Below are 15,048 nucleotides of genomic sequence, written 5' to 3'. Positions count from 1 at the left end.
TACTTGCAGTCATGGCTGAAACGCTTCAGACTCGAGCCAAGCCGCTATCACGGCACATGGTGCAAAAACATTCAAAATTGCGACATAAATTTTCATTGGTGAGACATGAAAATTTGTGGGCATCGCTGTCGCTGTGCAACAATGGTTTTCCATGGCCACCGCAAAAAAGCTGGCGTTTGATCGGCGTGGATGGTAAGTGGTTGTTAAAAAAGAGATTTGCCTCCGTTGAGAGGTGAACCTGGTGAGAATGTGTCTATGAAAACAGGTCTGTACCATCCCGAAGAATTCAAGGACAACTGTGGTTTTGGCCTGATCGCCCATATGACGGGCGAACCGAGCCACCACCTTCTGCAAACCGCCATGCAGGCGCTGACCTGCATGACCCACCGCGGCGGCATCAACGCCGACGGCAAGACCGGTGACGGTTGCGGTCTGCTCATGCAGAAGCCCGATCAATTCCTGCGTGCTGTGGCCCAGGAGCACTTCGCCGTCGAGCTGCCCAAGCAGTATGCCGTCGGCATGGTGTTCTTCAACCAGGACCCAGTCAAAGCTGAAGCCGCCCGCGCCAACATGGACCGCGAAATCCTCGCAGCCGGCCTGAAACTGGTCGGCTGGCGCAAGGTTCCGATCGACACCAGCGTGCTCGGCCGCCTGGCCCTGGAGCGCCTGCCGCAGATCGAGCAGGTGTTCATCGGCGGTGAAGGCCTGAGCGATCAGGAATTCGCGATCAAGCTGTTCAGTGCCCGTCGCCGTTCGTCGGTGGCCAACGCCCACGATGCCGACCACTACATCTGCAGCTTCTCGCACAAGACCATCATCTACAAAGGCCTGATGATGCCGCGCGATCTCGCGGCGTTCTACCCAGACCTGGGTGACGAGCGCCTGCAAACCGCGATCTGCGTGTTCCACCAGCGCTTCTCCACCAACACCCTGCCGAAATGGCCGCTGGCGCAGCCGTTCCGCTTCCTCGCCCACAACGGCGAGATCAACACCATCACCGGCAACCGCAACTGGGCCATGGCCCGTCGCACCAAGTTCGCCAACGACCTGATCCCCGACCTCGAAGAGCTCGGACCGCTGGTCAACCGCGTGGGTTCCGACTCGTCGAGCATGGACAACATGCTGGAACTGATGGTGACCGGTGGCATCGACCTGTTCCGCGGCGTACGCATGCTGGTACCGCCAGCCTGGCAGAACGTCGAGACTATGGACGCCGACCTGCGCGCCTTCTACGAATACAACTCCATGCACATGGAGCCGTGGGACGGCCCGGCCGGTATCGTCATGACCGAAGGCCGCCACGCGGTGTGCCTGTTGGACCGTAACGGCCTGCGCCCGGCGCGCTGGGTGACCACCACCAACGGCTACATCACCATCGCCTCGGAAATCGGCGTATGGGGCTACCAGCCTGAGGAAGTGCTGGCCAAAGGCCGTGTCGGCCCGGGTCAGATCCTGGCCGTGGACACCGAAACCGGCCAGATCCTCGACACCGACGCCATCGACAACCGCCTGAAGTCGCGTCACCCGTACAAGCGCTGGCTGCGTCAGCACGCCACCCGTATCCAGGCGACGCTGACCGACGACCAGGGCGTGGCCAGCTATGACGCTGACCAGCTCAAGCAATACATGAAGATGTTCCAGGTCACCTTCGAAGAGCGTGATCAGGTGCTGCGCCCGCTGGGTGAGCAGGGCCAAGAAGCCGTCGGCTCGATGGGCGACGACACGCCGATGGCCGTGCTGTCGCAGCGCGTGCGTTCGCCGTACGACTTCTTCCGCCAGCAGTTCGCCCAGGTGACCAACCCGCCGATCGACCCGCTGCGCGAAGCGATCGTGATGTCGCTGGAAATCTGCCTGGGCGCCGAGCGCAACATTTTCCAGGAGTCTCCGGAGCACGCTTCGCGGGTCATCCTCAGCTCGCCGGTCATTTCGCCCGCCAAGTGGCGTTCGCTGATGAGCCTGGAGCGCGAAGGTTTCGACCGCCAGCTGATCGACCTCAACTATGAAGAGGGCGTCGGCCTCGAAGCGGCCATCCGCAATATCGCTGACCAGGCTGAAGAAGCCGTGCGCGCTGGCAAGACCCAGCTGGTGCTGAGCGACCGCTACATCGCCCCGGGCAAACTGCCGGTGCACGCTTCGCTGGCCGTGGGTGCAGTGCACCACCGCTTGACCGAACAGGGCCTGCGTTGCGACAGCAACATCCTGGTGGAAACCGCCACCGCCCGCGACCCGCACCACTTTGCCGTGCTGCTGGGCTTCGGTGCCTCGGCCGTTTACCCGTACCTGGCTTATGAAGTGCTGGCCGACCTGATCCGCACCGGCGAAGTGCTGGGCGACCTGGACGAAGTCTTCAAGTACTACCGCAAGGGCATCTCGAAGGGCCTGCTGAAGATCCTGTCGAAGATGGGCATCTCCACCATCGCCTCGTACCGTGGTGCGCAGCTGTTCGAAGCCATCGGCCTGGCCGAGGAAGTGGTCGGCCTGAGCTTCAAGGGCGTGTCCAGCCGCATCAAGGGCGCGCGCTTCGAAGACCTGGAAAGCGACCAGAAGCTGCTGGCGGCCGAAGCCTGGAGCGCGCGCAAGCCGATTCAGCAAGGCGGCCTGCTGAAGTTCGTTCACGGTGGCGAGTACCACGCCTACAACCCGGACGTGGTCAACACCCTGCAAGCCGCCGTGCAGCAGGGCGACTATGCCAAGTTCAAGGAATACACCACGCTGGTCGACACCCGCCCGGTGTCGATGATCCGCGATCTGCTGAAAGTGAAAGTGGCCGACCAGCCGCTGCCGCTGGAGCAGATCGAACCGCTGGAGGCCATCCTCAAGCGTTTCGACTCCGCCGGTATCTCGCTGGGGGCCCTGTCGCCGGAAGCCCACGAGGCGCTGGCCGAGGCCATGAACCGCCTGGGCGCGCGTTCCAACTCCGGTGAGGGCGGTGAAGATCCGTCGCGCTACGGCACCCTCCGCAGCTCCAAGATCAAGCAGGTGGCCACCGGCCGCTTTGGTGTGACCCCGGAATACCTGGTAAACGCCGAAGTGCTGCAGATCAAGGTCGCCCAGGGCGCCAAGCCCGGTGAGGGCGGCCAGCTGCCGGGTGGCAAGGTCAACGGCCTGATCGCCAAGCTGCGCTATGCGGTACCGGGCGTGACCCTGATTTCGCCACCGCCGCACCACGACATCTACTCGATCGAAGACCTGGCCCAGCTGATCTACGACCTCAAGCAGGTCAACCCGCAGGCGCTGGTGTCGGTCAAGCTGGTGGCGGAAGCCGGCGTGGGCACCATCGCCGCTGGTGTGGCCAAGGCCTATGCCGACCTGATCACCATCTCGGGTTACGACGGTGGTACCGGTGCTTCGCCGCTGACCTCGATCAAGTACGCCGGCGCCCCGTGGGAACTGGGCCTGGCAGAAACCCACCAGACCCTGCGTGGCAACGACCTGCGCGGCAAGGTGCGGGTACAGACCGACGGCGGCCTGAAAACCGGCCTGGACGTGATCAAGGCGGCCATCCTCGGCGCCGAAAGCTTCGGCTTCGGTACCGCGCCAATGATCGCCCTGGGCTGCAAGTACCTGCGCATCTGCCACCTGAACAACTGCGCCACCGGCGTAGCCACCCAGAACGACAAGCTGCGCAAGGACCACTACATCGGCACCGTCGACATGGTGATCAACTTCTTCACCTTCGTCGCCGAAGAAACCCGTGAATGGCTGGCCAAACTGGGCGTGCGCAGCCTGGGCGAACTGATCGGCCGTACCGACCTGCTCGACGTATTGCCAGGCGACACCGAGCGCCAGCAGTACCTGGACCTGTCGCCGCTGCTGGGCAGCTCGCACATCCCGGCTGACAAGCCGCAGTTCTGCGAAGTGGACAAGAACCCGCCGTTCGACCAGGGCGAGCTGGCCGAGAAAATGGTGGAAATGGCCATGCCGGCCATCCGTGACCAGGCCGGTGGCGAGTTCAACCTCGACATCTGCAACTGCGACCGTTCCATCGGTGCGCGTGTGTCGGGTGAAATCGCCCGCCTGCACGGTAATCAGGGCATGGCTGCGGCGCCGATCACCTTCCGCTTCAAGGGTACTGCGGGCCAGAGCTTCGGTGTGTGGAACGCCGGTGGCCTGAACCTGCACCTGGAAGGCGACGCCAACGACTACGTCGGCAAGGGCATGACCGGTGGCAAGCTCACCATCGTGCCGCCAGCCGGCAGCCCGTTCGAAACCCAGCACAGCGCCATCGTCGGCAATACCTGCCTTTACGGTGCCACTGGCGGCAAGCTGTTTGCCTCAGGTACTGCGGGCGAGCGCTTCGCTGTGCGTAACTCCGGCGCCCACGCTGTTGTCGAGGGCACTGGCGATCACTGCTGTGAATACATGACCGGCGGCTTTGTCTGCGTGTTGGGCAAGACCGGTTACAACTTCGGTTCTGGCATGACTGGCGGCTTCGCCTACGTGCTCGACATGGACAATAGCTTCGTCGACAAGCTCAACCACGAACTGGTGGAAATCCAGCGCATCAGTGGTGAAGCGATGGAGGCGTACCGCAGCCACCTGGCGCGTGTCCTTGCCGAGTATGTGGAAGAAACCGGCAGCGAGTGGGGGCGTGAGCTCTCGGAGAACCTGGACGACTACGTGCGGCGCTTCTGGCTGGTGAAGCCGAAGGCAGCCAACCTGAAGCAGCTGCTGTCCAGCACCCGTGCCAACCCGCAGTAAAAACAGCTGCAAGTAGCAAGCCTCACGCTGCAGGTAAAGGCAGTACGAGGTTTGCCCGGCTTAAGTGATCGTCTTGCGGCTTGCAGCGTCTAGCTTGCAGCTGCTGTAAAGAGGTTTTGAAAAATGGCTGAACGTCTGAACAACGACTTCCAGTTCATCGAAGTGGGCCGTAAGGACCCGAAGAAGAAGCTGCTGCGCCAGCGCAAGAAAGAGTTCGTGGAAATATACGAACCGTTCAAGCCGCAGCAGTCCGTGGACCAGGCACACCGCTGCCTGGGCTGCGGTAACCCGTATTGCGAATGGAAGTGCCCGGTACACAACTTCATCCCCAACTGGTTGAAGCTGGTTTCCGAAGGCAACATCCTGGCCGCCGCCGAGCTGTCGCACCAAACCAACACCCTGCCGGAAGTGTGCGGCCGCGTGTGCCCGCAAGACCGCCTGTGCGAGGGTGCTTGCACCCTGAACGACGGCTTTGGCGCGGTGACCATCGGTTCGGTGGAGAAGTACATCACCGACACCGCCTTCGCCATGGGCTGGCGCCCGGACATGTCCAAGGTCAAACCAACCGGCAAGCGCGTCGCCATCATCGGCGCCGGCCCTGCTGGCCTGGGCTGCGCCGACGTACTGGTGCGTGCCGGCGTGACCCCGGTGGTGTTCGACAAGAACCCGGAAATCGGTGGCCTGCTGACCTTCGGCATCCCCGAGTTCAAGCTGGAAAAAACCGTGCTCAGCAACCGCCGCGAAGTCTTCACCGGCATGGGCATCGAGTTTCGTCTGAACACCGAGGTGGGCAAGGACGTCACCCTGGAACAGCTGCTCGCCGAGTACGACGCGGTGTTCATGGGCATGGGTACCTACACCTACATGAAGGGTGGCTTCCCGGGCGAGGACCTGCCAGGTGTGCATGACGCGCTGGACTTCCTGATCGCCAACGTCAACCGCAACCTGGGCTTCGAAAAGTCGCCGGAAGACTTCGTCGACATGCAGGGCAAGAAGGTGGTGGTGCTGGGCGGTGGTGACACCGCGATGGACTGCAACCGCACGTCGATCCGTCAGGGCGCCAAATCGGTGACCTGCGCCTATCGCCGTGACGAAGCCAACATGCCGGGTTCGCGCAAAGAGGTGAAGAACGCCAAGGAAGAGGGTGTGAAGTTCCTCTACAACCGCCAGCCTATCGCCATCGTTGGCGAGGACAAGGTGGAAGGCGTAAAAGTGGTCGAGACCCGCCTTGGCGAGCCGGATGCCCGTGGCCGCCGCAGCCCCGAGCCGATCCCGGGTTCTGAAGAGATCCTGCCGGCCGATGCCGTGGTGATCGCCTTCGGCTTCCGCCCAAGCCCGGCGCCGTGGTTCGAGCAGCATGGTATCCAGCTGGACAGCCAAGGCCGCGTGGTTGCGCCGGAGAAAGGCAAGTTCAAGCACCAGACCAGCAACCCGAAAGTGTTTGCCGGTGGCGACATGGTGCGCGGTTCGGACCTGGTGGTGACGGCAATCTTCGAAGGGCGTACCGCTGCTGAAGGCATCCTGGACTACCTCGAAGTCTGAAATCATTTAGATTTTGTATACAAAATCTATTGATCCAGGACATACCCATAGAGAAAAGGCACGGCAATGAGCCGTGCCTTTTCTTTGTGCGTCTGAGAAAATGCCCGCACTATTTTTCCGGATGCCGACATGACTGCCCTGAAGAACGATCGTTTCCTGCGTGCACTGCTCAAGCAACCCGTAGACGTCACCCCGGTGTGGATGATGCGCCAGGCCGGCCGCTATCTGCCGGAGTACCGCGCCAGCCGCGCCAAGGCCGGCGACTTCATGAGCCTGTGCATGAACCCGCAGTTCGCCTGCGAGGTCACCCTGCAGCCGCTGGACCGCTACCCGCTGGACGCGGCGATCCTGTTCTCGGATATCCTCACCATCCCCGACGCCATGGGCCTGGGCCTATACTTCGAAACCGGCGAAGGTCCGCGTTTCAAGAAGGTCATCAGCACCCCGGCCGACATCGAAGCGCTGCCAATCCCAGACCCTCAGAAAGACCTGGGCTATGTGATGGACGCGGTCAGCACCATTCGCCGCGAACTCAATGGCCGTGTGCCGCTGATCGGCTTCTCCGGCAGCCCATGGACCCTGGCCACCTACATGGTCGAAGGCGGCTCGTCGAAAGACTTCCGCAAGACCAAGGCCATGGCCTACGACAACCCGCAAGCCCTGCACCTGCTGCTGGACAAGCTGGCCCAGTCGGTGACCAGCTACCTGAATGGCCAGATTCTGGCCGGTGCCCAGGCCGTACAGATTTTCGACACCTGGGGCGGCAACCTGTCGGCGGCGGCCTACCAGGAATTCTCCCTGGCCTACATGCGCAAGATCGTCAGCGGGCTGATCCGCGAGCACGAAGGGCGCAAGGTGCCGGTGATCCTGTTCACCAAGAACGGTGGCCTGTGGCTGGAAAGCATCGCTGAAGCCGGCGCCGATGCGCTGGGCCTGGACTGGACCTGCGAGATCGGCGACGCCCGCCGCCGCGTGGGTGACAAGGTGGCCCTGCAAGGCAACATGGACCCGACCGTGCTGTACGCCAAGCCGCAAGCCATCCGCCAGGAAGTGGCGCGCATCCTGGCCAGTTACGGCCACGGCACGGGCCATGTGTTCAACCTGGGCCACGGCATTACGCCGGAAGTCGATCCGGAGCACGCGGGTGTGTTCATCAACGCCGTGCATGAGCTGTCGGCGCAGTATCATCAGTGATCTGAAGCTGAAAACCCAAGCCCGGCCCTGTGCCGGGCTTTTTGTCGCATTAAGTTTTAATTCAGCGATCGTCGCTAATCTGGTCCCATCGAAACCCAAACAGGACCCGATCCTCATGAAAGCACGTTACCTCGCCCTGATCCTCGCCCCTCTGTTCAGCACCGCCGCACTGGCTGCGACCTATACCGGCCCCGGCGCTCAGTCGGTCACCACTGTTGCCGCTGCCAACGACGCTGCCGATGACACTCCGGTTGTGCTGCAAGGGTTTGTGACCAAGAAGATCAACAACGACGACAAGTACGAGTTCAAGGACAACACCGGCACCATCACCGTCGAGATCGATGACGAAGACCTGCCGTCGACGCCGTTCAACGACAAGACCAAGGTCAAGTTGACCGGTGAGGTGGAAAAGCACCTGATGAGCCGTGAGGTTGACGTGGATATTGTCGAGATCATCAACTGACTCATGAAAATGCCTGCTGTTCGGCAGGAATTTTCCTATGTTTTGCAGCCTTTCGCATTTTTAGAATGACGCACTCCTGTCGGGAGCCCCCGACGCAAACTCAGCAGTTTGGAGTGCGTCATGAGTACACGAAAGCATCTACGAAGGGTTGTTGCCAGCAGCGCATGGCTGGCGATTGCCGGGGTGGGCATGCATGCCCAAATGGCCAGTGCACACGGTTACGCCAGTGAACCGCCTTCCAGGGCGTATGCGTGCCGACTTGGGTTGAACACCGAGTGTGGCCAGCCTATGTACGAGCCGCAAGCAGTCGGGGAGGCCGAAAAAGGCTTCCCGGCCCGCGGCCCGGCTGATGGCAAACTCGCCAGTGGTGGGGTGCGGTCCGACTTCGCACCGCTGGATGAGCAGTCTGCCAACCGCTGGTCGCTGACGCCCATCAAGCAGCGCGACGTCGCCTTCGACTGGTATTACACCGAAGGGCACAAGACGACGGGTTGGGAGTACTTCATCACCAAAGCGGGGTGGAACCCGAATGCACCCTTGGGGCGCGATGCGTTCGAGTCGACGCCTTTCTGTACCGTTGATGGGCATGGGAAGCCGGCTCGTGGTGAGGGGCAACCCACACATGGACCAGCCCTTGTAAAGCATCAGTGCACGTTGCCTGCTGACAAGACCGGGCAGCACATCATCCTGGGTGTCTGGACAGTCGATGACACTGCTGCAGCGTTCTACAACGTCATGGACGTGGATATTCAGACTGAAGGTGGCCCCGCCCCTGAGTGGCCGCAAGTGGGCAGCATCAACCCACATCGTGACCTGCAGGTTGGCGACAAGGTCAGGGCTCGCGCGTTCGTGGCCGGCTCGGAAAGCGCTCAATTCAGCGTAGGTATCGTCATTGACAGCGCTGAGGAAGGCCTTGCAGCAAACTGGTCCTACAAGCTTGCAAAGCGCATCAATGAAACCCAGTCCTTGGTACAAGCGGGCCACCTTGATAGCGAGGGCAACATCAAGCCGGTCCAGGGCGCCAACAGCATCTTCGCCAAACCCGAGACGGGCATCAGCAGCTATCAGCTGGATTTCGAAGGCGTACCTGTCGATGACAGCTACCTGCACCTGCATGACCTCAAACCTGAGTACGTGCTGGAAGACGGTAAGGCGAACCTGGACTTCACGGTAATGACCAACCGTAAGCTGCAGGTCAGTGCACGGCTGTTCGACAGTGCCAACCAGCAAGTCGGCTTCACTCGTCAGGACGTGGACGCCACCACCCGTCCGATGACGCTGCAAGCGAGCAGTGTCGAAGGCGAGCACCTGCTCAAGGTCGTTGGCGTGAACAAGGCCGGGCGCATCCTGTTGCAGGAAGAGCGCACGGTTCAGCTGAAGGCTGCGGGTGGCGAAGGCCACGACTTTGAATTCCCTCAATCGATTGCAAGCTACAAGGCCGGTACACGTGTACTGCAACCGAAGACGGGTGAAGTGTTCGAGTGCAAGCCGTTCCCGTTCGAGGGCTGGTGCAAGAGCTATTCGGCAAGTGCCACCCAATATGAGCCGGGTGTAGGCAGCCACTGGCAAGACGCCTGGATCAAACGCTGAAGGAATGTGCCCTGGCAGCCGGAGTAGCGGCTAGGGCACAACACGGTATTTTCGATGCAAGTACACAAATATTGCTGGCAGCAGATCCTGTTGCACTGGGTCTCTGCATTGGTGATCGGCTGGGCGCTGGTCAGTGGCTTTTATGTTTCCGGCTTTGATGTCGAACCCGCCACTGCCCATCTGGTCGGTTTCGTGAATGTCGGCCTGACCACGCTGTTCATCCCGGTTTTCTTGCTGCGCTGGCTGGTGCGATTGGTCAAGGCCAGGCCGGGTGCGCTGAATGAGAACCCTCGGGCGCGCCGGGCTGCCCATGCTGTACACGAGGGTATGTACTGGCTGACCGCGCTGGTGCTGTTATCTGGTGTACTGATGATGGACCGCGCAATCGACGTGTTTGGATGGTTTGCCATCTCGCCGTTGATCAGCGACCCGTCATGGCTCAGTGCCTGGCTGAAGCTGCATGTTGCAGCCAACGTGGTGCTGACCATGGTTGTGGCGCTGCATGTCGGGGCCGTCATTCTGCACGAGTGTTCTGGGCGGCAGGTGCTTCGCCGGATGTTGCCCTGAGCCAATGAAGCCGTTTTCGATTCTGTCCTGGGTGGCAGCTCCCCTGTTGGCGATTGCTTTTCTGGTCGTGCGAGAAACGACCCGGCCCGTGGCAGAGCGCATCGGGCGGGAGCAGGTCGCGTCCGCATCAATTGCCCAGAAGCCATTACCCACAGCAACCCTGGCACTGGCATTTGGTTATAGCGAGCCAGTCGGCCAGGCTGCCAGCCAGGCCGAACTGGTTCTCAAGGCGTGTTTCGTATCAAGCCAGGGCCAGGCCCGTGCGCTGGTTGCAAGCCGCGAGGGTGAAAGCCTGTACCGGGTTGGCGACCGTATGCCGGGCGGCAGCGTGTTGCGTCGGATCGACGTGCGTTCCATCACCCTTTGGGACGGTGAGCGCGAGCAAACGCTGGCGTTGTCCGGCAGCCGCGCCAGCGTCTTCGTTCAATCGGGCAGTACCCCCACGCGTGGTCCTGCGTCTGCCGATTCACCCCGCCTGCTGCGGGAGGTGCAATGACATTTCAACGCTTTCTACGGGTGGCCTCGTTCGGGGCCTGTCTGACTTTGACCTGCCCGCTGGCCCTGGCTGATGCGCCGACCTGGCAACTGGCGATGAGCGATGCCGATGTACGCGATGTGGTGCGCGAAGTCGGGGCCATTCTTGACCAGACAATTGTGCTTGATCCGCGCGTACAGGGCCGGATTACAGTCTTGTCCAATGAAGCGCACGATCGTGAGGGCGTGCGCCGGCTGTTCTACTCGGTGCTGAATGCACAAGGGTTCGCCGCGGTGAACGATGGTGATCGCTTGCTGGTGCTGCCGGCGAGTGAGGCAAAAGCCTGGGCCAACCAGCAGGTCGATGCCATTCCTGCCGCATTCACCACGCGCGTGTTCAGCTTGTCTGGGAGCACTGCGGCTGATCTGGCGGGCTTGCTGAGGCCGTTGGTGTCCAGCAATGGTTACATTGGACCGTCCAGTTCGGCCAATGCCTTGGTCGTTACCGATTCGGCTGCAAACCTGGAGCGCCTGCAAAGCCTGGTGGCGCAACTGGACAGCGGTCAACGGCATGACTATGAGCTGGTGACCTTGCGTACAGCACAGGTCGTGGATGTGTTGCCTGTGGTAGAGGCTTCGGCGGGCGGCCCGGACAGTGGCGTGCGGGTGCTGTCCGACTCGCGCAGCAACCGCCTGCTGATACTCGGCCCGGAAAAGTCCCGGCAACGCCTTGCTCGCCTGGCCCGCGAGCTGGATGTGCCCGCGCCTGTCAGTTCGCAGAACTGGCGAGTGGTGCGCCTTCAGCATGGCAATGCCGAGCAACTGGCCGAGGTGCTCAGTGAAGTGGGCAAACGGCTGGATGCCAAGGCAGGTACTGAAACCTTGGGCCAGCCACTTGCGGCAGGGGCCATGGTCAAGGCCGATGTCAGCCAGAATGCGCTGGTGCTTCTGGGTGAGCCCCAGACGTTGGGTAATGTGGTACAGATCATCGAGCAACTCGACCAGCCACGCGCGCAAGTGCTGATACATGCGGCCATCGTCGAGGTCAGCGGGGATATCAATGAAGCCTTGGGGCTGCAGTGGGGGATAGATACAGGCAGCCTCAAGGGCGGTGTGACATTCCCCGACAGCGGTGTGGCCTGGGCTGACCTGCTGGGCGCAGACAAGGCACTGCCGAGCGGTGCGGCACTGGCATTGGGTTCTGACCGTTTTGGCCTGCTGGTTTCCGCGTTGGCCAGCAATACCCGCAGCAATTTGCTGTCCACCCCCAGCCTGCTCACGCTAGACAACCAGGAGGCGCAGATCCTGGTGGGGCAGAACGTGCCCTTCAAGACCGGCTCGTACACCACATCAGGGAGTGGCGCCGACAACCCGTTCACGACCGTGGAACGCAAGGACATCGGTATTAGCCTGAAGGTGCGCCCGCACATCAATGAGGGCAGGAGTTTGCGCCTGGAGGTCGAACAGGAAAGCTCCGAACTGGCACCTGGCACGGTCGAAGGTGACCTGATCACCAGCAAGCGGACGCTCAAGAGCACCATCCTGGCTGCGGACGGCGAGATCATCGTGATCGGCGGCCTGATCAAGGACAGCGTGCGGACAGAGCAGCGCGCAGTGCCGTTGCTAAGCCGCATCCCGCTGCTTGGTGGCTTGTTCCGCTGGACCAGGGACACTCAGGAAAAGACCAACCTGATGGTGTTCCTGAGGCCTACCGTCTTGCGTACCCAGGAAGACCTGATCGAGTCCGGCCGCCGCGCCTATGGCGACGTACAGGCGTCCGACCCGGCACGAGTACCGAAAGACCCCCGCCAAATGTTCGAGGCGCGCCCTGCACCGATGGGCGAGGAACATGGCCGGTGAGCGATCTGATTCCATTCGGCTTTGCCCGGCGCTTTGGCATTTTGCTGGACCGCCACACGTTGCTGATGCGCAACGGCGCCTCGCTGGAGTCGCTTTCCGAAGCGTTGCGCGTGGTCGGGCAGCATGTTCCGCTGCGGGTGGTGGACGATGACGCGTTTGCCATCCACCTGGCCGGTTGCTATGGCGGCGCCCAGGATGCGGCACAGTCGGTTATCCAGGAGCTGGATGACCACATCGACCTGTCACGCATGGCTGAGGGCTTGCCGCAGGCCAGTGACCTGCTCGATCAACAGGACGATGCGCCGATCATCCGGTTGCTCAATGCATTGCTCAGCGAAGCGGTCAGGTCACGCGCTTCCGATATCCACCTGGAAACCTTCGAGCAGCAGTTGCGTGTTCGCATGCGCATCGATGGTGTCATGCGCGAAGTGCTCACGCCGCCCAGGGCGCTCTCGGCATTGCTGGTATCGCGCATCAAGGTCATGGCGCGCCTGGACATTGCCGAGAAACGTGTGCCACAGGATGGCCGCATCAGCTTGCGGCTGGCAGGCCATGAGGTGGATGTGCGTGTGTCCACCTTGCCTGCGGCCCATGGGGAGCGGGTGGTGATGCGCTTGCTGGATAAGCAGGCGGTCCGCCTGGACATACAACACATGCAGATGCAGCCCTCTGTGCAGAAGGCGTTCCTTGCATTGCTGGACAAACCCCATGGCATTTTCCTGGTGACCGGCCCCACCGGCTCTGGCAAGACCACCACGTTGTATACGGCGTTGTCGGTACTGAACCGTGAGTCGCGCAACATTCTCACCGTCGAGGACCCGGTTGAATATCACTTGCCGGGCATCGGCCAGACTCAGGTCAACAGCAAGGTGGAGATGACCTTTGCGCGCGGGCTGCGGGCGATCCTGCGGCAGGACCCGGATGTCGTGATGGTGGGTGAGATCCGTGACAGGGAAACGGCCGAAATTGCCGTGCAGGCATCGCTGACGGGCCATCTGGTGCTGTCGACCCTGCATACCAACAGCGCACTGGGTGCCATCATGCGGTTGGCGGACATGGGTGTGGATACCTGCTTGCTCGCCTCATCGCTCGCCGGTGTCATGGCTCAACGGCTGGTGCGTGTGTTGTGCCCGCATTGCAAGGTCGCGTGCGAGGTGGATGACGCCATGGCCGCTGCACTGGGCAATCCCGATGACTTACCGCAGCAGCTTTACCAGGCTGTTGGTTGTGAGCTGTGCCAGTTGGGCTACAGCGGGCGTGTGGCTTTGCATGAAATGGTCGTGATCACCCCGCAGCTGGCACAGGCTATTCACGGCCGCGCATCCTTGGCACAGATGCGGGCATTGCTGTGCCCGCACTCGACCAGCTTGTTTCAGCACGGTATCGAGCGAGTCTGCCAAGGGCAGACCAGTGTCGAGGAACTGCTGCGCGTCACAGGCCAGGACTGAGCATGGCGGTTTTCCGGTATCAGGCTCAGCGCATCGATGGCACGCGTCAGCGCGGCACGCTAGAGGCAGCCAGTGCACGCCAGGCCCGACAGCAGTTGCGCGAGCAGGGCTGGTCGGTATTGGTGATCGAAGAGGTACAGCCGTCGCCCTTTGCCGCGCTGACTGCACGCAACCGCCTCTCGCTCGTGCAGCGTTGCCTGCTGACACGACAGCTGGCAACGCTGTTGCAGGCCGGCATCCCGTTGACTGAAGCATTGCAGGCGGTGGCTGCGCAGAGCGGCCAGCGTCTGGTCAGGCAGGTGTTGCTGGGCGTGGCTGAGCGGGTCGCCGAAGGTAATACCTTTGCCGATGCGTTGGCACATTACCCATCGGCATTCCCGTTGGTCTACCGCGCCACGGTCGAGGCGGCAGAGCGTTCAGGGCACCTGGCCGGCGTACTGGAGCGGCTGGCTGAGCATGGCGAAGATCAGCGGGCACTGCGCCAGAAGGTGCAGTTGGCGATGCTTTACCCCTTGATCCTGACGGCCGTGGCACTGCTGGTGGTGGGGTTTCTGCTTGGTTATGTGGTGCCGGACGTGGTGCAGGCCTTTGCCCGCGACCAGGCGCAGTTACCACTGGCAACGCAGGTGCTGATCGCACTCAGCGATGCCTTCGGCCGCTTTGGGCTGTTGGCCTTGCTGGTGATGCTGGCAGGCGCTACAACGGTCGTCTTGCTGTTACGCAAACCCGCCAGACGAAGGCAATGGCATGCCATGGTTCTGCGCATACCCGGTTACGCCGGTTTTGTGCTGGCCAGTGAAGCCGCACGTTTCATCAGCACCCTGGCAATTCTGGGGCGCAGCGGCGTCGTGCTGGTCGATGCCATGAACATCGCGGCCGGCGTGGTGGGCAATCTGGTGCTACGCGAACGCTTGCAAGCCGCTGTGCGTGAAGTGGGCGAAGGCGCAACGCTGGCCCATAGCCTGGCACGTAGCCAGACCATGCCTGACCTGATGCTGCACATGATCGCCAGTGGCGAGCGTGCCGGGGAGCTGGACGGCATGCTGGAACGTGCCGCCGATCTTCAGGCCAGGCAACTGGCAGGTCGTATAACCCTTCTGGTGAGCCTGTGTGAACCCCTGATGCTTTTGGTGATGGGCGGCATCGTGCTGTTCATCGTGCTGGCCATCCTGCTGCCCATTCTTAACCTCAACCAACTGGTCAACTGAT

The 15,048-nt window shown here is 61.8% G+C and carries 10 protein-coding genes; all 10 read left to right on the top strand.

The genetic code is table 11. The features are described from left to right. Positions 1 to 255 precede the first annotated feature (255 nt). The 10 genes from gltB (at position 256) to gspF (ending at position 15,047) form a co-directional block, all read left to right on the top strand. Positions 256 to 4,701 (top strand): glutamate synthase large subunit, encoded by a 4,446-nt coding sequence (gene gltB / locus APH36_RS07055; RefSeq protein ID WP_060498047.1) that lies wholly within the window; start codon positions 256 to 258, stop codon positions 4,699 to 4,701. A gap of 123 nt (positions 4,702 to 4,824) precedes the next feature. Then, positions 4,825 to 6,243 (top strand): FAD-dependent oxidoreductase, encoded by a 1,419-nt coding sequence (locus APH36_RS07050; RefSeq protein ID WP_060498046.1) that lies wholly within the window; start codon positions 4,825 to 4,827, stop codon positions 6,241 to 6,243. Between the two features lie 129 nt (positions 6,244 to 6,372). Beyond that, complete coding sequence (gene hemE / locus APH36_RS07045) at positions 6,373 to 7,437, top strand: uroporphyrinogen decarboxylase (RefSeq protein ID WP_060498045.1); 1,065 nt, start codon at positions 6,373 to 6,375, stop codon at positions 7,435 to 7,437. A 115-nt stretch (positions 7,438 to 7,552) separates the two neighbouring features. Then, positions 7,553 to 7,900, top strand: a complete 348-nt coding sequence (locus tag APH36_RS07040; protein ID WP_060498044.1) for a YgiW/YdeI family stress tolerance OB fold protein — start codon at positions 7,553 to 7,555, stop codon at positions 7,898 to 7,900. Positions 7,901 to 8,020: 120 nt separating this feature from the next. Beyond that, on the top strand, positions 8,021 to 9,490 hold the full coding sequence (gbpA, locus tag APH36_RS07035; RefSeq protein ID WP_060498043.1) for an N-acetylglucosamine-binding protein GbpA: 1,470 nt from the start codon (positions 8,021 to 8,023) through the stop codon (positions 9,488 to 9,490). A 54-nt stretch (positions 9,491 to 9,544) separates the two neighbouring features. After that, the gene (locus tag APH36_RS07030) at positions 9,545 to 10,057 is read left to right on the top strand and encodes a cytochrome b (protein ID WP_060498042.1); all 513 of its coding nucleotides are present in this window, start codon (positions 9,545 to 9,547) and stop codon (positions 10,055 to 10,057) included. Positions 10,058 to 10,145: 88 nt separating this feature from the next. Beyond that, a complete protein-coding gene (locus APH36_RS07025; RefSeq protein WP_177337087.1) occupies positions 10,146 to 10,553 on the top strand; it encodes a type II secretion system protein N in 408 nt (135 codons plus the stop codon). Next, the gene (gene gspD, locus APH36_RS07020) at positions 10,550 to 12,391 is read left to right on the top strand and encodes a type II secretion system secretin GspD (protein ID WP_060498041.1); all 1,842 of its coding nucleotides are present in this window, start codon (positions 10,550 to 10,552) and stop codon (positions 12,389 to 12,391) included. Before APH36_RS07025 ends, gspD begins: the two co-directional genes overlap by 4 nt. Beyond that, entirely contained in the window at positions 12,388 to 13,839 is a 1,452-nt protein-coding gene (gspE, locus tag APH36_RS07015; protein WP_060498040.1) for a type II secretion system ATPase GspE, read from the top strand. Before gspD ends, gspE begins: the two co-directional genes overlap by 4 nt. 2 nt (positions 13,840 to 13,841) lie before the next feature. Continuing rightward, positions 13,842 to 15,047, top strand: a complete 1,206-nt coding sequence (gspF, locus tag APH36_RS07010; protein ID WP_060498039.1) for a type II secretion system inner membrane protein GspF — start codon at positions 13,842 to 13,844, stop codon at positions 15,045 to 15,047. Position 15,048: the final 1 nt, after the last annotated feature.

The sequence above is a fragment of the Pseudomonas sp. NBRC 111133 genome (assembly GCF_001320605.1).
In the GTDB taxonomy this organism is placed as follows: Bacteria; Pseudomonadota; Gammaproteobacteria; order Pseudomonadales; family Pseudomonadaceae; genus Aquipseudomonas; species Aquipseudomonas monteilii.
The sequence above is the reverse complement of the archived record's forward strand: the minus strand, read 5'-3'. Positions and strand labels throughout refer to the sequence as shown.

What these genes read in the sequence shown, in the direction of transcription:
- gspD (WP_060498041.1), top strand. Translation starts at nt 10,550, where the DNA reads ATGACATTTCAACGCTTTCTACGGGTGGCCTCGTTCGGGGCCTGTCTG.
- hemE (WP_060498045.1), top strand. Translation starts at nt 6,373, where the DNA reads ATGACTGCCCTGAAGAACGATCGTTTCCTGCGTGCACTGCTCAAGCAA.
- APH36_RS07040 (WP_060498044.1), top strand. Translation starts at nt 7,553, where the DNA reads ATGAAAGCACGTTACCTCGCCCTGATCCTCGCCCCTCTGTTCAGCACC.
- gspF (WP_060498039.1), top strand. Translation starts at nt 13,842, where the DNA reads ATGGCGGTTTTCCGGTATCAGGCTCAGCGCATCGATGGCACGCGTCAG.
- APH36_RS07050 (WP_060498046.1), top strand. Translation starts at nt 4,825, where the DNA reads ATGGCTGAACGTCTGAACAACGACTTCCAGTTCATCGAAGTGGGCCGT.
- APH36_RS07030 (WP_060498042.1), top strand. Translation starts at nt 9,545, where the DNA reads ATGCAAGTACACAAATATTGCTGGCAGCAGATCCTGTTGCACTGGGTC.
- gltB (WP_060498047.1), top strand. Translation starts at nt 256, where the DNA reads ATGAAAACAGGTCTGTACCATCCCGAAGAATTCAAGGACAACTGTGGT.
- gbpA (WP_060498043.1), top strand. Translation starts at nt 8,021, where the DNA reads ATGAGTACACGAAAGCATCTACGAAGGGTTGTTGCCAGCAGCGCATGG.